The sequence below is a fragment of the uncultured Halopseudomonas sp. genome (assembly GCF_963977355.1).
In the GTDB taxonomy this organism is placed as follows: Bacteria; Pseudomonadota; Gammaproteobacteria; order Pseudomonadales; family Pseudomonadaceae; genus Halopseudomonas.
Genome location: NZ_CAXBOV010000001.1, coordinates 158,611 through 178,041 on the forward strand (window position 1 = coordinate 158,611; position 19,431 = coordinate 178,041).

A 19,431-nucleotide genomic window follows, 5' to 3' on the forward strand; every position below is an offset into this window, starting at 1 on the left:
CCCATGAGCAATACTCCCGCTGAGCTGCGTTACGCATCGAGCCATGAATGGACCCGCGAGGAAGCGGATGGCACCATCACGGTCGGCATCACCGATCATGCTCAGGACCTGTTGGGCGATGTTGTGTTCGTCGAACTGCCGGAAGTTGGTCGCGAAGTGACCGCTGGTCAGGAGTGTGCCGTGGTCGAGTCGGTCAAGGCTGCCTCTGATATCTATGCGCCAGTCAGCGGTGAAGTGGTTGCAATCAACGATACGCTTACCGACAGCCCCGAACTGGTCAACAGCGAACCCTATGCGGGCGCCTGGTTCTTCCGCGTCAAACCTAACGACTCGACCGAGCTGGACAAATTGATGGATGCAGACGCTTACAGCGCCTCTATCTGATATCCAGCGGTATTGCCGGCGAATGCGTTCCAGGAAGTTGGATGTACTGACAGGTTACTGTTTCTGGCTAACGCCGACACAGTAGCCTGCGTGACTCGGACGAACCGAGCCATTTAGCCGCGCCCTGTCTTTGGGGCCGCACAGGGCCACTCGGGCCCAACCTACCGCATTTTCAATCTTTGACAGGTATTTCCATGAGCCACACGCCAAGTCTCAACGATCTGGAACAGACAGATGCCTTTTTGCGTCGCCATATTGGTCCGGATGCTGCCGAACAGCAGGCAATGCTTGATGCCCTGGGCGTTGAGTCGCTGGATGCACTGATTGAGCAGACTGTCCCACGTAGCATCCTGCGTCAGGAGTTGCTGGACATGCAGGGGCCGCGCAGTGAAGCCGAGGTATTGGCGTATCTCAAGGAAATAGCCGGCCGCAATCAGGTATTTACCTCCTGCATCGGCATGGGTTACCACAACACGCTGACCCCGACGGTGATATTGCGTAACGTGCTGGAGAATCCGGGCTGGTATACGGCCTACACGCCGTACCAGCCGGAAATTGCCCAGGGCCGTTTGGAAGCGCTGTTGAATTTTCAACAGGTGTCGATCGACCTGACAGGTATGGAGCTGGCCAGCGCTTCTCTGCTGGATGAGGCGACAGCTGCGGCTGAGGCTATGGCGTTGGCTAAACGCGTAGCCAAAAGCAAGAGCAATCTGTTCTTTGTTGATCACGATTGCCACCCACAGACGATTTCAGTGGTGCGTACTCGTGCCGAGGCTTTCGGCTTTGATCTGGTAGTGGACGATGTAGCCAACCTCGCAGGACACGATGTTTTCGGAGCACTTTTCCAGTATCCGGATACCTGGGGCGAAATTCGTGATCTCAAGCCTTTGATCGATGAGGTTCACGCCAAACAGGGTCTGGCCTGCGTGGCGGCTGACCTGCTCAGCCTGGTGTTGCTGACACCGCCAGGTGAGCTGGGTGCCGACGTGGTATTCGGCTCGGCCCAGCGTTTTGGTGTGCCGATGGGGTATGGCGGGCCGCATGCGGCTTTCTTTGCCACCCGGGACGCTTACAAGCGCGCAATGCCTGGCCGTATCATCGGGGTCTCCATCGATGCCCGCGGTAATCGTGCGCTGCGCATGGCACTGCAGACTCGTGAGCAGCATATTCGTCGCGAGAAGGCCAACTCGAACATCTGTACTGCCCAGGTACTTCTTGCCAATATCGCCAGCTTCTATGCGGTATATCACGGTCCCGAGGGTTTGCGGACCATCGCCGAGCGGACTCACAGGCTGGCCTCGATTCTCGCCAGCGGTCTTGAAGCGGCAGGGTTCAAGCGGCGCAACGCGACATTCTTTGACACTCTGACCCTCGAAGTACCCGGCCAGGCCCGGGCCATCGTAGAGCGGGCGCGAGCGGCCCGAATCAACCTGCGGCTTATCGATGGCGATAACCTGGGGATCAGCCTGGACGAGAGCAGCACCCGTGCTACGGTTGAAACCCTACTGGCAGTATTTGCGGGCGAAGGTACGGTTCAGACCGTCGAGGTTCTGGACGCCGAGGTCGCTGGCAAGGAAATTGGAATTCCGGCCGGACTGCGTCGCCAATCGGACTTCCTTACCCACCCGGTATTCAATAGTTATCATTCTGAAACCGAGATGCTGCGGTATATCAAGTCGCTTGAGAACAAGGATCTGGCCCTGAACCACGCGATGATCCCCCTGGGTTCATGCACCATGAAACTCAATGCCACCACCGAGATGATCCCGGTGACCTGGCCTGAGTTCGGTCAGATGCATCCTTTCGTACCTCTGGTCCAGGCACAGGGCTACAAGGTAATGATCGACGAGCTGGATGAGATGCTGCGGCAGATTACCGGTTTCGATGCCATCTGCATGCAGCCCAATTCGGGCGCCCAGGGTGAATATGCAGGTCTGCTGGCCATTCGCAATTACCATGAAGCCAACGGCGACGAACATCGCAATGTCTGCCTGATTCCCACCTCTGCCCACGGTACCAATCCGGCATCGGCAATGATGGCCAGCATGCGCGTGGTGCTGGTGGGGTGTGATGATCAGGGTAACGTTGATATTGCCGACCTGCGTCAGAAGGCTGAAGACAATGCCGACAACCTGTCATGCCTGATGATTACCTATCCTTCCACCCACGGGGTATATGAGGAGGGCATTCGCGAGATCTGCGATATCGTTCATCAGCACGGTGGCCAGGTCTACATGGACGGTGCCAACCTGAACGCCCAGGTAGGTCTTACCCGCCCGGCGGATATTGGTGCGGACGTCTCTCACATGAACCTGCACAAGACGTTCTGTATTCCCCATGGTGGTGGCGGCCCCGGTATGGGCCCCATTGGTGTTCGCGCGCACCTTGCGCCTTTCGTTGCCAATCACCCCGTAGTACCGCTGGATGGCCCCAACCCCGAGAACGGTGCAGTGAGTGCTGCGCCCTGGGGTAGCGCAAGTATTTTGCCGATCAGCTGGACCTATATTGCGTTGATGGGCGCAGCAGGATTGCGGCAGGCAACCGAGGTAGCAATTCTCAACGCCAACTACCTTGCCAAGCGCTTGGGTGAGGCTTATCCGATTCTTTACAGCGGCGCTAATGGTCGGGTGGCACACGAGTGCATCATCGATATACGGCCACTCAAGTCAGCCAGTGGGATCAGTGAGGAAGATGTCGCCAAACGTCTGATGGATTTTGGCTTCCATGCGCCAACCATGTCGTTCCCGGTTGCCGGTACGCTGATGATCGAGCCTACCGAGAGCGAGTCCAAAGCCGAGCTGGATCGCTTCGTCGATGCCATGCTGACCATTCGTAACGAAATCAGCCGGGTCGAGCAGGGCGAATGGAGTGCCGAAGATAACCCGCTGCATCACGCGCCGCATACGCTTGCTGATATCACCGGCGATTGGGATCGCGCATACTCCCGGCAACAAGCGGTTTTCCCGCAGCCCTGGGTGGCAGCCAACAAGTTCTGGCCGAGCGTAAATCGAATCGATAACGTATACGGAGATCGCAACCTGTTCTGCGCCTGTCCGCCTATTGAAAGCTACGAGGACTGATACTCCTGCGCGTACCTGCGCCAATACCGGGCGGGCCCACCAGGCTCGCCTTCGCCGCTATAGAGCTGGCGCACCTTAAGGGTGAGCAAGCCGCGTCCACACCCTCCCGGATGCGACACAGGAGTTGGCAATTGCTATGACTGACGATACCAGCGACGCGATTCACACCGGCCAGGACGCGATTGTCGAGGCCCTTGCCAAGGGCAAGCTCAAGCGCGTGCGCAAACTTGTTCGGCCAATGCACCCGGGTAAGCTGGCAAGCCTGCTCGAAGCATTGGAGCCGGACCAGCGTCAGATTGTATGGCAGCAAGTAGCCGACGAGGACGAGGCGGCAGTGCTCCGTCACCTTGATCCACAAATGGCTGCGACCTTGCATCGGGACAGTGATCACGGCGATGTCGATGCTGATATGCAGGAGGAAGAGGAAAGCATCTTCACCCATATCGGCAGCGTTCGCGACGCCCTCCAGGCCGGCAAGTACAAACGCGTTGGCAAGGTTTTCAGGCACATGCATCCGGCCAAGGCGGCGGGCCTGCTTGAAGCCTTGCCGCCGGATGAGCGGAGTGCGGTCTGGGAGACCCTCGACAGCGAGCGGTCAGGCAAGGTACTGGTCCACCTGCACGAGGAGGTCCGGGCCAAGCTGGCCCTGGAGATGGATGATGACGAGCTGGTTGCCGCGGCGCGCAAGCTCGATCTAGACGATCTTGTCGATCTGATCCAGGCATTGCCCAGTGGCTCTGGCCGGCAACTACTGTTGTCGATGGATGAACAGAAGCGCAAACAGATTGCCGAGATGTTGTCCTATCCCGAGGATTCGGCTGGCGGTCTGATGAACGTCGACCATATCTCGGTGCGCGCCGATGTGCGAATCGGCTCGGTACTGCGCTATCTGAGACTCCTGGAAGACCTGCCTGACCATACCGACAAGGTTATGGTCGTTGACCGCAAGAACCGCTACCTGGGCGTGTTACGCCTGAGCCGGATGGTGACCAGTCTTCCGGAAGCCAAGGTCAGCGAGGTAATGGATGACGAATTCAAGCCGATCAACGTCGAGTCCTCGAGCCACGACGTCGCTCGTCTGTTCGAAGATCTCGATATGCTGTCGGCCGGTGTGGTGGATGATGACGGCCTGTTGCTCGGCCGCATCACGGTTGATGATGTGATGGACATTATTCGTGAGGACTCCGAGCGGGCCATGATGAACATGGCCGGTCTGGACGAGGAGGCCGACATGTTCGCGCCGATCCTCACCAGCACTCGGCGACGTTCTGTGTGGCTGGGTATCAACCTGATCACGGCTTTTCTTGCCGCCTGGGTCATAGGCCAGTTCCAGGGGACCCTTGAACAGATCGTAGCCCTCGCCGTATTGATGCCCATTGTGGCCAGCATGGGAGGTATCGCCGGGAGTCAGACCTTGACGCTGGTTATTCGAGGGCTGGCGCTTGGGCAGGTGGTCGGCGGCAATGCGCGGGTGCTGCTGATCAAGGAGCTGGGGATCGGATTGCTTAACGGGCTGCTGTGGGCGCTGGTGGTCGCCGCGCTGGCGATTTTGTGGTTCGGCAGTTGGCAGATTGGTGGAATCATAGGCGCTGCAATCTTGCTCAACCTGGTCTGTGCGGCTTTAGCGGGACTGGTGATTCCCCTGGTTCTGCGCCGGTTTGGTATTGATCCGGCGCTGGCTGGTGGGGTTATTCTTACCACGGTGACCGATGTCGTCGGGTTTTTTGCCTTTCTCGGTTTGGCGACGCTGTTGCTGATCTGATAACGGTTGGGGTGTTGCGCGCAGAGCGTTGCTCTGCGCGCAATGTCTTATGCCGTATCTGCTCTTGGATCGTCGGCAGCCATGCCAATCGGGCTTGCCTGGAGCCGGCGCGCGCAATACCAACCGACCATTGCTACGCTGGCGCCTGCCAGGCCAATCATCGGCATGGAAAAATGCTGTGTTACCTGGGCGCCCAGGGCAGCGCCAGCGCCCTGACCAAGGAACATCATTGAACCGTTCAGGGCCAGAGTGACCTGGCGCGCATGGGGTGCCGCTTCCAGCAGCTGGGCCTGCATCAACGGGCTCATGAAGAACAATGCCGATGCCCCAAACACCACCGCACTGCTTAGACCGATCCAGCTGATCACACCTAGTCCGGGCAGCCATATCATTGATGATGAGTATAGAATCTGTGTGGCGCCGACCACCAGGAACGCACGTTTGAGTACGAGTCCCGGATTGCTCGGGTTGCCCAGCCGGCCGGCAATTACTACGCCGCAGAGCGCACCTACGCCAACCAGCATCTGCGAGAAGGCTACCCACTCGGTACTGCCAATGATGATTTTCATCACCGGTGCGATAAAGGGCACGACGCAGAACGTGGCGCAGAACGAGGTGAGTGTCATGATCAGCAGACGGCGAACCGGTGGGTGCCAGCCTAGCTTCAGCAGTCGCCAACCGCTCTGGTCCTCACTGGTCACCTGCGGCAGCACCAGCCGGACCGCCACTGCGGCGCTGACGCAGAGTACCGCAGCCAGAATAAAGGTTGCGCGCCAACCAAACTGTGCGCCAATCAGGCTTCCAAGGGGCATGCCGAACATGAACGCCAACACCATGCCGCCCATGACCATAGCCAGCGCCGGGCCTCTGCGTTCCGGTGGCAGGAGGCTGGCGACAACGGCGGGAACGACCGGGGTGACGAGCGTTGCGCCCAGGCCGGCCATAACCCGCAAGCTGATCAGTTCGGTAAAGCTGCTGGCTACTGCGGCGCACAGATTGATCACGCCCAGTACCAGCAATGCGATCCACAGCAGTCTGCGACGTTCCAGTTGGCCGGTGCGCAACGCGATAAAGGGAGCGGTAAAGGCGTAGGTCAAGGCATAGGCGGCGGCCAGGTAACCGGCGACAGCAACCGTGATACCCATGTCGGCCGCCAACTCAATCAGCAGTCCGGCAAAGACGAAGGTTTGCGTGCCTACGGCGCAGGTTGCTGCAGTAAGCACAACTACATTTCTGTTCATATCGAGTTTGCCTGATCTTGAGCTGCGTTATTCGGTGCGCTGTTTTGAATAGCCGGCTGAGCGAAGCGAGGATGATAACGCAGGGCCCGATGGCTGGATCGATTCTTCATCCCAGTCTCCTTGACTACCTACCGATAGGTAGTTATTTGTATACCAATAATCCTGATGGGCCGTCTCTACGTCTGACCACGCTCAGAGGGTGCTGATGGTTTTCCACTCACTGCGTAGCTGCGCAATGGTTCGCTCAAGGGGTAAAGGACTGCTCTGTATCCTGGAGAGCAGCATGGCGCCCTGGATTCTGACCATGATCTGCTCTGCCCAGCGTTCGGTTTCAGCTGGAGCCTGGGTAAAACCACCCAATTCGGCAATCTTCATCAGCCAGGTGTATTGCTCGTTGAGCAACGCCAGTGCCCAACGTCGTGGCTCTGCTCCCAGGTGATCCCAGTCGCCCGTCACACCGCTCACCGGACAAAGCCGGCTGCCGGCGCCGATGTGACGCTGGTAGATATCCAAAAAGGCGTCGAGCTGACGCTGGGCAGGTTGCGCTCGCATACTTTCCACCCGTTTGCGGAGTTCGTTCAGACTATTCTCCAGAACGTCGGCCACCAATGCTTCCTTGTTGCGGTAATAATGGAAAAGCGACGCTTTACGAATCCCGACGCGATCAGCAATGTCCTGCAGGCTGAAACCGTTGACGGTTTGCCTTTGCAGCAGGTCCGAGGTAACGCTGAGTATCTGAGCTTTAGTATTCATGTGCCTACCGTATGGTAGTTTTTTTGATGGCGTCAACGTTTTTCTTTAATTACAGGAAAGGACTGTCGGACCCGCAAGCGGGTTTAATATTTCACCTTTAGCACGAGGCTGGCATACTACAACGGATATCGTTGCAGCTTGACGGCTTTGCCAGTGCTGTACCCCGATGACCTGAGGCGAGTTGCGGGGGGAGGTTGGCGGCAACCGGGAGTGATATGACGACCACCTTAGATTGCATGGACAGGAGAGCGAGATGGCAGAAGTGACACTGGTTGTCGACGATAACGGGTATGCGGATCACAAGCTGGCCTGGCTCGATGCTGAAGGCAAGATTCAGACCCTCAAGGTACCGACGATTATCGGTACAGACCGTCTGAGTTCCAACAGCGGTGAAACCGTGGATCGTTATCGCGCCGATGGAGTGGACTACACCTGTAAGCCTTCTGTTCGCTCCCCGATCAATTTGCGTAACGCAAATTACCCCGCTTCAGTAGAGAACCGCGTATTGGTGACCCACGCGCTGCGCAAGGCGAAACTTCTCAACAAGCCTCTGCACCTGGGTGTAACCCTGTCCTTCCGCGATTACTTCTCCGAGCAAGGAAGCCAGATCACCGAAAACAAGGCAGCCACTATTGCCAATTTCAATGGCAGCAAGGGCACAGTTGAGGTTGTCGGCAGTGACGACAAGTTGAATATCGATCAGGTCGACTGTTACTCCGAAGCTCTCTCTGCGTTCTTCGACTTCGTGCTCGATGATGAGGGTGAGTTCACTGATGCGGCCAAATACACCAAGGGTGATGTGGCCATAATCGATATTGGCGGCTCCACTACCGACGTTGTGAACCTGATCGTCGATGACAGTATCACTATCAACAATACCTATTCCGGCACCGACAAGGTCGGTGTGTTGGACCTTAAATTCGCTCTGGAAAAAGCGATCAAGCAGGAGTTGATTGATCTGGGCTTGCTGGAAAACTCCCATGATGCGGAGATTCCACCCAACCTGGTGAGCGAAGTACTGGAAACCGGATCCACTTTCTACGCCGGTGAAGTGCGCAACTTCGAAGTATTGCGTGACGACGTCGCCTGCTCAGTAGCGACCAAGATCATCAACAACGTCAAGTCGCGCCTCGGCTCAATCGGTATCTACCGTGCCATTATCATTACCGGGGGCGGGTCGGTGGTGTTCCATCATTGGCTGACCCAGGCGTTTCCCAATCCGGTCATGCTGGACGAGTTTTCCAACGCCCGCGGTGCGCTCAAGTTCATGCGCAATGTGGCCGCGGCCAAGGCGAAAGGCAAGCCTTCCAAGGCGTCTGCAAAACAACTGGAAGTCTGATTCCAGGCCGGCGTCCTCTCCGGACGCCGGTGCCTTCAAGTATTTGCAACTGCATGTTTCACTGCCCTGATCCGGCGTGCGATTACGCTATGGTATCGGCTCGATCACAGCAGGAGAGTTACACAATGCAATTTACTAAGACTGCAGCCGTTCTGGCCCGAGCAGCGCTAGGCTTGCGGCTTGCACTGGCGGCCGGCGCTTTGGTCTTGTTGACCTCCCAGGTCAGCATGGCTGAGCAAGGCACTACCGCTCCCGAATACCGCGACAAGGTCGCAATTGTGACCGGTAGCAGTTATGGGCTGGGCTACGAACTTGCCACGCTCAGCGCTGAGAAGGGCATGAAGCTGGTATTGGCTGATATGCGTCCTGAGCAATCCGAAAAGCTGGCCGAACAGGTTCGAGAGCGCGGTGGCCAGGCCATCGTTGTTGAAGTGGATCTTGCCGATGCCAAACAGCGTCCGGATGTGATCGAGGCGGCGATGGATGAGTTCGGCAGAATCGATTATCTATTCAATAATGCCGGCTATTCCTATCTGGCGCCGTTGGAACAAATGGATAGCGAAGAGGCGCACCGCCTTTTCGAAGTCAACTACTGGGCCTACGCAGACCTGGCACAGCGGGTCATCCCTATCATGCGCAAACAGGGTGGCGGCACGATCGTCAATGTTTCTTCGATACTGGGTATGAGTGCAGCACCCGCGAATCTGGGACATTATTCAGCTACCAAGCATGCACTGCATGGCCTGTTCCAAAGCGTTGCGCAGGAAGTCGAGGCAGATAACATCAACGTGTTTTTGGCAGCCCCCGGCGGCATGAGAACCAAGATCAGCCAACACTCTACTGGTCCGATGGCCGACCCAGAGAGTGATCGCGCTGCCAGCTGGGAAGATCCGGCCATTGCTGCGAAGGATATCTTCGAGAGCATCCTGGGTGACGACGTGATCTTCAATCCGGGTTATGTTGGCCGACAGTAGCCTGGCTCCAGCTAGTCTATTGCGTCAGCCATTTCCAGGATTGCGCTGACGATGTCGTTCATGGTGATGATGCCGACGAGTTCGTTGGCATTCGTCACCAGAATCCGATGGATGCCCATGGTCACCATCAGACGTGCAACATGCTTTACTGCCAGCTCGCGCGACACGATCAGCGCGGGTTTGCTGCATATGTCATAAACGTTGATCAGATCAATATCGCCTTCCTCGGCCACAATGGTCTTTAGCATGTCGTTGTAGGTCAGCAGGCCATAGGCATCGTGCTCGTTATTCTTGTTCACCACCAACGACTTGATATTATGCTCACGCATTTTCAGCATTGCCTCGCGAACTGTGGCAAATGCGGAAATGGTGATCACGCTGGTTTTCATGATGTCCTTGACCAACATGGCAGGGCTCCTCGTAAGCTTCAGATGTCGTTTCGAATCAATTGCTCGAACTGTTCTATCTGGGCGGGGTCAATACCGGCAATGTGGTCCAGCGGTAATGTGAAAACCACGCCTCGACTGTCGTTGTTAAGATCCAGGTCACGAACCATGCATTTCATTACCTGCAGCGACAGCTTCTTTTCCAGAACCAGAATCAAGACTGACTGGCTACCTTCGTAGGTCAGGCCGAAAAATGTCTTTTTCTGTTCTGCTCCCAGGCCTCGTCCATTGAGGATCGTTATCCCGCCGGCGCCGGCAGCCTTGGCACTCTTGATTGCCCTTTCTTCCAGATCTTCAGCCAGAATGGCAACCAGAACCGAGAATTTCATTGCACATCTCCTTCAGCGGGTTTTAACCGCTCCATCACGATAGCGTAGAGCAGAACGGTAACGATCGGGAATATCGATGCGAAGGCAATCAGCCCAAAACCATCAATCAGAGCGCTGCGCCCTTCGATCTGAGTGGCGAGCCCGATTCCCAACGCAGTGACTAGCGGTACAGTGACTTCCGACGTGGTCACGCCGCCCAGATCGAAGGCAAGCGGCACGATAAAGCGGGGTGCTAGCCAGGTCAGGAAAATCACCAGGGTATAGCCGCCCATAATGTAATAGTGGATGGAATCTCCGGTGATGATCCGGTGCACACCAACCGTTATGCCGATGGCGACGCCCAAAGCTACCAGCAGGCGGATATGCCTTGCGTTGAGCTTGCCGCGTGCCGCTTCCTCTGCCTGGCTACCGATAGCGATCAGCGCTGGCTCGGCCATGGTCGTGGCGAAGCCGATGGCCAATGCAAACAGGTATACATAGATCAAGGCATCCAAACCAATCAGTTGTTCTGCCATGCTGCGGCCGGTCGGGAAAAGCCCCAGCTTCAAGCCGATAACAAATGCATATAGCCCGAGGATCACCATGGCAAAGCCCATGATTACCCTGCGGACATAGGGCAGCGGTTTACGGATGACGGCATATTGGAAAAACAGGATGACCACGATTATGGGGAGTACGTCGCGCAGCATTATCAACAGGTCAAGGATCATGCTTGTCGGCAGTGACATTGCAGTAGTAGACGCCTGGCCCACTTGGTCAACAACCTGGAATGCAACATCGGTTATACCGACGGCCTCAACCGGAAAGAGGGTGTAAACGACAATGCCGTAAAACTGCACTGCAATCATTGGCACCATCACAGCCAATGCGACCAGGCCAAACCCATGGGCAAGCGGATTGCGACCCCTGATAGAGGCGGCCAATCCAATGCCAAGGGCCGCTATTAGCGGTACTGTGACGATATTGGTTGTGACGCCGCCGGAATCGTAGGCCAGGCCGACAATCTCCTCGGGAGCAAAGAAGGTTACACAGCTAACCAGAAGATAGCCGATGATCATGTACCAGTGCAGGGGATGACCAAGAAGGGTGCGCAGCACTCCAAGTGCTACCACCAGTCCTACCGAGAGGGCGATCAGCAACCGCAGGGTCAGCCCCTTGATCCGGCCCTCACTGATGTCTTCTGCCTGCTCGGCAACAGCTATAAGGGCGGGCTCGGCAATGACAGACGAAAAGCCCAGACAAAACCCGAACCCCATCAACAGCGGCAGAGAGCCGCGCTTGGCAAAGGCGTTTGACAGGCTCTTGCCTACTGGGAAGACGCCCAGTTCCAAGCCCTGGAGAAAGACCGCTACGCCAAATATCACCACTGCAAGACCCAGCAGCATATCTGCAAGGCCGTTCGGCACTTCCCGGATGACCAGCGCCTGAAAAACACCCACCACCAGAATGATAGGCAGCAGGTTGCCAAAAGCGTGTCGCAAGTTGTGCCAGAAGGTATGCAGGTGATTCACTTGGGGCGTTTCCAGCGCTTTCCAATTGTCGTGTCAGCCTAGCAAAACCACATCAACGTTAAGCTGACTTCGATCAATCAAGCACCTGCAATTCTGATCATCCCTCCTGAGTCAGTTCTACCATCAGATCGTCTGCCAGGTTCTCCAGGTCATCGCGCAGTGCATCAAGATCGGTCTGGGGATGGATACCCAGTCGGGCACGTGCCTTGAAAAGCAGATCAGCACTCATGGGGGCAGGGCTGCATTCGGTTTCCAGTTGCTCGACATTGACGCCATTGCGCGCCAGGACCCGCGATACCTCGTGAACGATGCCGGGACGATCGTTACCCAGCAGAGTCAGATGCAGTATCTCCAGTTCCGGCTCATCAGCCTGACCGCTGATGGCAACCTGTACATTGATGCCCAGACTGGTCAGACCGTCGAGATCGATACGCAGTCCCTCGACCTTGTCCGGTGCGATGTCGACCCGCAGTATGCCCGCGAACTGGCCGGCCATGCGGGCCATACGACTTTCCAGCCAATTGCCACCGTGACGATTGATAACCTGGGCGATACTTTCCACCAGGCCTGACTTGTCGGCTGAAATAACCGTGATAACGAGGGGTGTCGACATGTATTACTCCTTGAAACAGTTTTGAGACGTTGCCTTCAGTCCTGATAATACCGGCCCTCGCCGGTCGCCATCATTTCACGGCAATTGATCTCCAGATTTTCGTAGTCGTATTCGGTCAGGCCCACATATTCGAGTATCTCGTGACCCACGGCGTTCCATTCATGATCTACAGCCTGGTTGGCCAGGACGCGATGAGCCTGACAGATATGTTCTGCCATCTTCAAAATGGCCAGCAGGTTTTTCAGCCCCGGGTCGTAATCGTCCTGAGTGAAGATCTGTTCGACATTATGGTGGCTTGCAATGGCTTCACACAGGTGCCTGGGTAGCAGCCACGACTTGGCCGTAAAATACCCTACCACTGCATGGTTGGTGTTGAGGCGCTGGTTTTCCACGTCGACAATACGTTGTCCTGCCTGGGAGTAAGACTCTTCCAGCACTTCAATGTAATAGGGGAAACGCCTGAGCATCAGCGGAATACCGCAGTTGTGAAAAAGACCCAGGGCGTAGGCTTCATCCGGTTCGATACAGCCGATTTTCTTTGCCAGGGTCATGCACGTCATGGCGATGTCCTGGGCGCTGTCCCAGAAGCGGTTGAGATTAACGATGTTTTCATCGGTCATCTCGCCTCGGATCGACTGGGCGTTAATGATATTTATGACCCGTTTTACACCCAGCAGGTTGACCGCTTGCTGAATTGACGAGATTCGGTTTGCCAGCCCGAAAAAGGGCGAATTGACTACTTTCAGCAGGCTGCCTGAAAGTCCGGGATCCTGGCTAATAAGCCTGGCAATGACTTTCAGGTCCGGATCAGGCATCACCTGTTCCATTTGCAGGTCGACCATGATTTGTGGCTGCGGCGGCACACTGATGCCTTGCAGGGCGCGTCTGATCTGCTCTTCCGTTAGATCGTCTATCATGCGTGCGAGTCCGATATCATGCGTGAAATTCAAGTTTAGCCGCAGACTGGCGCACTGGACAGCCTGTATACTGCCCGCCCGGTGGAATTCACTGCCGGTAGAACGAGGAGCTCCCCGATGACACTGCCCAGCCTGCGTCTGAAGTCCAATAGCGATCGCCGAATCAAGGCCGGTCACCTATGGGTTTTCAGTAACGAAGTGGACACCGCGCAGACCCCTCTGACTGCCTTCGAACCGGGTCAGGAAGTACAACTTGAAAGCGCCACAGGCAAGCCCTTCGGTCTCGTCACCATGAGTCCGACTAACTTGATCTGCGCTCGGATGCATAGCCGCGATACGGGCACACCGCTAAACAAGTCGCTGCTGGTGCACCGCATACAGGTTGCACTCAGCCTACGTGAAAAGCTGTTCGACAAGCCCTTTTACAGATTGGTCTACGGTGACGCAGATTTGCTGCCGGGACTGGTGGTAGATCGTTTCGGCGATTATCTGGTTGTGCAGATCGCAACTCCTGGCATGGAGCGGGTCCGTGGCGAGATCGTCGAGGCCCTGGTGCAGGTACTCAAGCCTCAAGGTGTTCTTTTCAAGAACGACAGTGGCGCACGCAGCGCTGAAGACCTGCCATCCTATGTAGAAGCCGCTCACGGTGAGGTGCCCAAGCGAGTAGCCCTTGAAGAAAATGGCGTGCACTTCGAAGCGCCAGTGTGGGAAGGCCAGAAGACCGGTTGGTTCTACGACCACCGTATGAATCGCGCCCGCCTGGCGCCATATGTGAAAGGGAAGCGGGTGCTTGACCTATACAGCTATATTGGCGGTTGGGGTGTGCAGGCTGCAGCCTTTGGCGCCAGCGAAGTCATGTGCGTTGACAGCTCCGCTCCGGCTCTGGACCTGGTTGAGCATAATGCGAGCCTCAATGGCCTCGCAGAGCGGATGTCGGTGGTCGAAGGTGACGTGATGGATGCATTGCGTGAACTCAAATCCGCCGGTGAAAAATTCGATGTGGTCATCGCTGATCCGCCAGCCTTCATCAAGAAGCGCAAGGACCAGCGTAACGGCGAAGCCGCCTACCGTCGCCTGAACGAGCAAGCCATCAGGCTGCTGAACAAGGATGGCATCCTGGTCTCCGCCTCCTGCTCAATGCACCTGGCGGAAGATACCTTGCGCGACATCCTGCTGGCCTCCAGCCGGCACCTGGATCGTCATCTGGTCATCACCGAACGCGGCTTCCAGGGCCCCGATCATCCGCTGCACCCGGCCATTCCGGAAACCGGTTATATCAAGTCACTCTTCTGCAGGGTTCTGCCGGTCTGAGAGCCGGTAGCTCTGTAACTCCGAGCTGAATATAGACCGGCGATCCTGAGATATCGAGTTAGGCAGCCCAGGCCGACAGTCCACGCCGACACGCCGTAAATACGTCCCTGTAGGCTCGACGATGGCATCCCTGCCATCGACGGTCGGCTTAGTCCTCCCGCCCTGCGTCTGCCGCCAGCTCCTGTGTCGTCTGCTAGAAAAACCAAAGGCCTTTGGTTGAATTCTGGTTTTGACCTTGGACAGCAAACCCAACCTCACTCCGCTGCACATTGAGCGCACAGCCTGGCAGGGTGCAGAAAAAGTCTGAAACAGGGACGTTTCTGACAAGCCTCCATGGACGGATTTACGGCGGCTTTCGGAACCCTGCCAGGCTGGGAGCGGTAACCACGGTGATTCGGGTATAGAGCGGGCGGTAGTGAGTAGGCCGTTCAGCCCCGTAAACTCAACACAGGCCATCCCTGCTTTTCCGCATGCTCACGCAACGTATCATCAGGATCGACCGCCACCGGATGATCCACCATGCTCAGCAGTGGCAGATCGTTATGCGAGTCGCTGTAGAAATAACTCCCATCCAACGTTTCGTCATGCTCTGCCAGCCAGCGCTCGAGTCGGGTGACCTTGCCCTCACGGAAACACGGGATATCCGTCGTACGACCGGTATAGCGGCCATCAGCCGTCTCGCACTCGGTTGCCAGCAAAATATCGATACCCAGGCGGGCAGCGATGGGCCCGGTAATGAAACGGTTGGTCGCTGTGATGATCATCACCGTATCGCCAGCCTGCTTGTGCTTGTCGATCAGGGCCAGGGCCTGCGGCAGAATGATCGGCTCGATCATCTCCGCCATGAACCGCTTGTGCCATTCATCGAGCTGGCTTTGCGGATGTTCAGCCAACAGCTGCAGACAGAAATTGAGATACACCTCAATATCCAGCTTGCCGGACAGATAATCGTTAAAGAATTTGTCGTTCTGGGCCTGATAAGCGACCGCATCGACAATATTGTTCTGGACGATGAACTCGCCCCAGCTATGGTCACTGTCGCCGCCCAGCAGCGTGTTGTCGAGATCAAAAATAGCCAGTGGCACGTTGTACTCCCGGGTTATTGGAAAGGCAGTTTGCAAGGATAATCCAGACCGCGAACAAAAGCTTGGACCGCAGAGCAACGATGTTTGAACTATGCAATTGCTGCGCCGCGCGTCTTTGTGGAACAATGCAATGGATCATCAAATAAGGAACAAGGCAGTGATTGACCCTGATGGCTTCCGTCCCAATGTAGGCATCATCCTGACCAACGGGTCTGGGCAGGTGCTGTGGGCGCGCCGAATTGGTCAGGATGCCTGGCAGTTTCCCCAGGGTGGCATTCAGCGCAATGAGACGCCTGAGCAGGCTCTGTATCGAGAGCTGCATGAGGAAGTCGGGCTCATGCCTGAAGATGTCGAGATCCTTGCCTGCACGCGCGGATGGTTACGTTACCGTTTGCCGCAGCGACTTATACGCAGCCACTCGCAACCTATTTGCGTAGGTCAGAAACAGAAGTGGTTTCTGCTACGCCTCACCGCGGATGAGCAGCGCGTTTGCATGACCAAGACCCCCAAGCCGGAATTCGATGGCTGGCGCTGGGTCAGCTATTGGTATCCTCTGGGCCAGGTTGTGGCTTTCAAACGTGATGTTTACCGCCGTGCGATGAAAGAACTGGCACCCAGGTTGCCTTTGGAACTGGTGCAGTTTTGAGCATGCTCAATACCCTGCGGCGCATCGTGCAGGAGGTCAACGCCGCGCGGGATCTGCCCACAGCTCTGGACATAATTGTTCAGCGTGTGCGCGAAGCCATGGGAACCGAAGTCTGCTCGGTCTATCTCCTGGACCCGGTTACCTCCCGGTACGTCCTGATGGCCACCGAAGGTCTGAACAAGGATGCCGTAGGCGCGGTCAGCCTGGCCAATAATGAAGGTCTGATAGGTTATGTCGGCGCCCGTGAAGAGCCGGTCAACCTGGAAGATGCCGCAGCCCACCCCAAATTCCGTTACTTTGCCGAAACAGGTGAAGAGCGCTTCGCCTCATTTCTCGGTGCGCCCATCATCCACCACCGCCGGGTAATGGGTGTGTTGGTGGTGCAGCAGAAAGAGCGCCGGCAGTTCGATGAGTCCGAAGAGTCTTTCCTGGTCACCATGAGCGCTCAGCTTGCCGGCGTGATCGCACATGCTGAAGCCACAGGCTCCATACGCGGCCTGGGTTGGGGCGGTGAGCCGGTTCAGGATACGCGCTTTGATGCGGTGCCCGGTGCACCTGGCGTCGCCATCGGCCAGGCTGTGGTGATTCTGCCGCCGGCAGATCTCAAGGCTGTGCCCGACAAGACAGTCAAGGACATAGACGCCGAGGTTGATCTGTTTCGCAGTGCTGTAGCGACAGTGCGCCAGGATATGCAGGATTTGTCGGCCAGGCTTTCGACCCAATTGCGCCCGGAAGAGCTGGCGCTATTCGATGTCTATCAGATGATGCTCGATGATGCCGCGCTAGGTAACGAAGTCATCAATGTCATTCGTACCGGTCAATGGGCCCAGGGGGCGCTACGCGAGGTCGTCAGCTCCCACGTTGGCCGTTTCGAGATGATGGATGATCCGTACTTGCGCGAGCGGGCGTCGGACGTCAAGGACCTCGGGCGGCGCATTCTTGCCTATCTCCAGGAGGCGGGAAAGCAGGAACTGGTATTCCCTGAGCACACCATTCTGGTCAGCGAAGAGCTCTCACCCGTCATGCTTGGCGAAGTGCCCAAGGAAAAGCTGGTAGGACTTGTATCGGTATTGGGCTCAGGCAGTTCCCACGTCGCCATTCTGGCCCGGGCCATGGGTATTCCTACGGTAATGGGTGCGATTGACCTGCCTTATACTCGCATGGACGGTCTGGAGCTGATTGTCGATGGCAATCACGGTGAGGTGTATGCCAGTCCGTCGCCAGAGTTGCGCAGACATTACCTGGAACTGGTGCGTGAAGAGCTCGAACTTGTTCAGGGCCTGGAAAAACTCAAGGAAGTGCCCTGTGTGACCACCGATGGTCATCGCATGCCCCTGTGGGTCAATACAGGCTTGCTGGCGGACGTTGCCCGCTCCCTGGATCGCGGCGCTGAAGGTGTGGGTCTATACCGTACCGAAGTGCCTTTCATGATTCAGGACCGTTTTCCCAGCGAAAAGGAACAGCAGGCCACCTACCGCGAGCAGCTCGAAGCGTTTCATCCGCTACCGGTGACCATGCGCAGCCTGGATATCGGTGGTGACAAGGCGCTTACCTATTTTCCGATCAAGGAAGACAATCCCTTTCTTGGCTGGCGGGGCATCCGGGTCACCCTGGATCACCCGGAAATTTTTCTGCTGCAGACCCGAGCCATGCTCAAGGCCAGCCGTGGTCTGAATAATCTGCGCATCATGCTGCCCATGATCAGCAGCGTGTATGAAGTCGAAGAGGCGTTGCACCTCATACACAGGGCACACAGCGAAGTGTGCGACGAAGGCGTAGCGGTGCCCATGCCCCCGGTCGGCGTCATGATCGAGGTGCCAGCGGCTGTCTATCAGGCACGCGAATTGATACAGATGGTCGATTTTCTCTCCGTGGGTACCAACGATCTTACGCAATATCTGCTCGCGGTTGATCGTAACAATCCCCGCGTGGCTGATCTGTATCATTCCCTGCATCCTGCCGTGCTGCAGGCGCTACTGAAGATCGCGGCCGCCTGCCGGGATGCGGGCAAGCCCATGAGCGTGTGTGGCGAGATGGCCGGCGACCCTGCATCAGCAGTGCTGTTGATGGCAATGGGTTGTGATGTGCTGTCGATGAACGCGACCAATCTGCCCAAGGTAAAATGGTTGCTGCGGCAGATAAGCCTGTCTGACGCCAAGGCACTGCTGGATGAGGTCATCGAGCTGGATAACCCCTATCTGGTGCAAAGCACGCTGCATCTGGCGCTTCGCAATATGGGGCTCGAGCGTGTGTTACGTCAGGGTCGTTAGTCCAGCTGCCATGACGACTCGCCGGTCATTACGCCCATCGGGCCATAACGCCTTTCCACGAATGTAAATCCACCGGACTGACCCAGCCGCAGAAATGTACTGGCCCTGGTGCCGTATTGATCACCCGTAATGAATGCCGCCGAGAGTGCCCTTTCCAGCTCAAGCCGGATGCCTGTGCTGGGCAATTCCGCATCCGGATAAACGCGTGAGTCCGCTAACAGCTCAAGCAATGTAGCGCTGTCTCTATCAGGGTTCTTCTGGAGCCCGTCACGCAAACGTTGCTGTTTTGGCCAACCGCTTTCCAGATTACCGTTGGACAGTCCATACACGCCGGGCGCTAGCTGCCTTGCCTGTTTGTCGTGGCTGTTGAAAATCCACAGCTGCTGTTCATCACCGACGATCAGGTTGAAGCCGCCGTATTCGCCTGCGTCGGCTGCCAGCTGTTCAAGATAATCATCAGGGGACATGGTTGAACAGAGGTAATCCAGGGCCAGCTGCCCACGTGAGCGCGGTGCGGTACTTGCGCCGGGTGCTCGGATGTTGGTCAGCGCGGCAAAGCGTCGGCCTCGGGTCACTCCAAGCCAGGTACCTCCAGCCTCGAGGTCTTTGCCGGCCAGCAGATCCGGCAAACCCTCTTCTACCCAGAAGACCGCCTCGCGGGTAGGGCGGGCGTAAAACTCATCTCGGTTACCCAGCAACGTCAGCGGATACTTTCCTACTTGCCAGGCAAAAGCCATCAGACACATTGGCTACTCCTTTTTTGGGAGATC

At 56.8% G+C, this 19,431-nt stretch carries 17 protein-coding genes; 8 read left to right on the top strand and 9 right to left on the bottom strand.

Annotated features, from left to right (window positions below; all coding sequences use genetic code 11):
- Positions 1 to 3 precede the first annotated feature (3 nt).
- The 3 genes from gcvH (at position 4) to mgtE (ending at position 5,226) form a co-directional block, all read left to right on the top strand.
- Positions 4 to 384, top strand: a complete 381-nt coding sequence (gcvH, locus tag AAC076_RS00775; RefSeq protein ID WP_339842433.1) for a glycine cleavage system protein GcvH — start codon at positions 4 to 6, stop codon at positions 382 to 384.
- A 194-nt stretch (positions 385 to 578) separates the two neighbouring features.
- Positions 579 to 3,464 (top strand): aminomethyl-transferring glycine dehydrogenase, encoded by a 2,886-nt coding sequence (gcvP, locus tag AAC076_RS00780; protein WP_339842434.1) that lies wholly within the window; start codon positions 579 to 581, stop codon positions 3,462 to 3,464.
- Between the two features lie 136 nt (positions 3,465 to 3,600).
- A complete protein-coding gene (gene mgtE, locus AAC076_RS00785) occupies positions 3,601 to 5,226 on the top strand; it encodes a magnesium transporter (protein ID WP_339842435.1) in 1,626 nt (541 codons plus the stop codon).
- Between the two features lie 47 nt (positions 5,227 to 5,273).
- Here mgtE and AAC076_RS00790 read toward each other — a convergent pair whose 3' ends face one another.
- Both AAC076_RS00790 and AAC076_RS00795 read right to left on the bottom strand, forming a co-directional pair.
- Positions 5,274 to 6,467 (bottom strand): MFS transporter, encoded by a 1,194-nt coding sequence (locus AAC076_RS00790; protein ID WP_339842436.1) that lies wholly within the window; start codon positions 6,465 to 6,467, stop codon positions 5,274 to 5,276.
- A 192-nt stretch (positions 6,468 to 6,659) separates the two neighbouring features.
- The gene (locus AAC076_RS00795) at positions 6,660 to 7,220 is read right to left on the bottom strand and encodes a TetR/AcrR family transcriptional regulator (protein WP_339842437.1); all 561 of its coding nucleotides are present in this window, start codon (positions 7,218 to 7,220) and stop codon (positions 6,660 to 6,662) included.
- A 253-nt stretch (positions 7,221 to 7,473) separates the two neighbouring features.
- Here AAC076_RS00795 and AAC076_RS00800 point away from each other — a divergent pair, with 253 nt between their 5' ends.
- Positions 7,474 to 8,559 (top strand): ParM/StbA family protein, encoded by a 1,086-nt coding sequence (locus AAC076_RS00800; protein ID WP_339842438.1) that lies wholly within the window; start codon positions 7,474 to 7,476, stop codon positions 8,557 to 8,559.
- Positions 8,560 to 8,684: 125 nt separating this feature from the next.
- Complete coding sequence (locus AAC076_RS00805; protein WP_339842439.1) at positions 8,685 to 9,533, top strand: SDR family NAD(P)-dependent oxidoreductase; 849 nt, start codon at positions 8,685 to 8,687, stop codon at positions 9,531 to 9,533.
- A gap of 11 nt (positions 9,534 to 9,544) precedes the next feature.
- Here the strand turns inward: AAC076_RS00805 and AAC076_RS00810 are convergent, their stop codons facing one another.
- The 5 genes from AAC076_RS00810 to AAC076_RS00830 all read right to left on the bottom strand — a co-directional run bounded on the left by AAC076_RS00810 (position 9,545) and on the right by AAC076_RS00830 (position 13,349).
- Entirely contained in the window at positions 9,545 to 9,940 is a 396-nt protein-coding gene (locus tag AAC076_RS00810; protein ID WP_339842440.1) for a CBS domain-containing protein, read from the bottom strand.
- 20 nt (positions 9,941 to 9,960) lie between these two features.
- Positions 9,961 to 10,308 carry a transcriptional regulator gene (locus AAC076_RS00815; protein ID WP_339842441.1) on the bottom strand — a complete coding sequence of 116 codons (348 nt, stop codon included), beginning with the start codon at positions 10,306 to 10,308 and terminating at the stop codon, positions 9,961 to 9,963.
- Complete coding sequence (locus AAC076_RS00820) at positions 10,305 to 11,819, bottom strand: DUF1538 domain-containing protein (protein ID WP_339842442.1); 1,515 nt, start codon at positions 11,817 to 11,819, stop codon at positions 10,305 to 10,307. The genes AAC076_RS00815 and AAC076_RS00820 overlap by 4 nt, the downstream gene beginning before the upstream one ends.
- Positions 11,820 to 11,916: 97 nt before the next feature.
- The gene (locus AAC076_RS00825; RefSeq protein ID WP_339842443.1) at positions 11,917 to 12,432 is read right to left on the bottom strand and encodes an ACT domain-containing protein; all 516 of its coding nucleotides are present in this window, start codon (positions 12,430 to 12,432) and stop codon (positions 11,917 to 11,919) included.
- 35 nt (positions 12,433 to 12,467) lie between these two features.
- Complete coding sequence (locus tag AAC076_RS00830) at positions 12,468 to 13,349, bottom strand: HDOD domain-containing protein (RefSeq protein WP_339842444.1); 882 nt, start codon at positions 13,347 to 13,349, stop codon at positions 12,468 to 12,470.
- A gap of 117 nt (positions 13,350 to 13,466) precedes the next feature.
- Here AAC076_RS00830 and AAC076_RS00835 point away from each other — a divergent pair, with 117 nt between their 5' ends.
- Positions 13,467 to 14,660, top strand: coding sequence for a class I SAM-dependent rRNA methyltransferase (locus tag AAC076_RS00835; RefSeq protein WP_339842445.1), 1,194 nt, complete (start codon positions 13,467 to 13,469; stop codon positions 14,658 to 14,660).
- A gap of 428 nt (positions 14,661 to 15,088) precedes the next feature.
- Here AAC076_RS00835 and AAC076_RS00840 read toward each other — a convergent pair whose 3' ends face one another.
- The gene (locus tag AAC076_RS00840) at positions 15,089 to 15,745 is read right to left on the bottom strand and encodes an HAD family hydrolase (protein ID WP_339842489.1); all 657 of its coding nucleotides are present in this window, start codon (positions 15,743 to 15,745) and stop codon (positions 15,089 to 15,091) included.
- A 157-nt stretch (positions 15,746 to 15,902) separates the two neighbouring features.
- Between AAC076_RS00840 and AAC076_RS00845 the strand changes: the two genes are divergently transcribed.
- On the top strand, positions 15,903 to 16,391 hold the full coding sequence (locus tag AAC076_RS00845; protein ID WP_150278001.1) for an RNA pyrophosphohydrolase: 489 nt from the start codon (positions 15,903 to 15,905) through the stop codon (positions 16,389 to 16,391).
- A 2-nt stretch (positions 16,392 to 16,393) separates the two neighbouring features.
- On the top strand, positions 16,394 to 18,661 hold the full coding sequence (gene ptsP / locus AAC076_RS00850; protein WP_339842446.1) for a phosphoenolpyruvate--protein phosphotransferase: 2,268 nt from the start codon (positions 16,394 to 16,396) through the stop codon (positions 18,659 to 18,661).
- On the opposite strand, the gene AAC076_RS00855 is transcribed toward ptsP, so the two are convergent.
- Positions 18,658 to 19,407: an NRDE family protein gene (locus tag AAC076_RS00855; protein WP_339842447.1), complete on the bottom strand. Its 750-nt coding sequence runs from the start codon at positions 19,405 to 19,407 to the stop codon at positions 18,658 to 18,660. The two genes, ptsP and AAC076_RS00855, sit on opposite strands and share 4 nt — an antisense overlap.
- Positions 19,408 to 19,431: the final 24 nt, after the last annotated feature.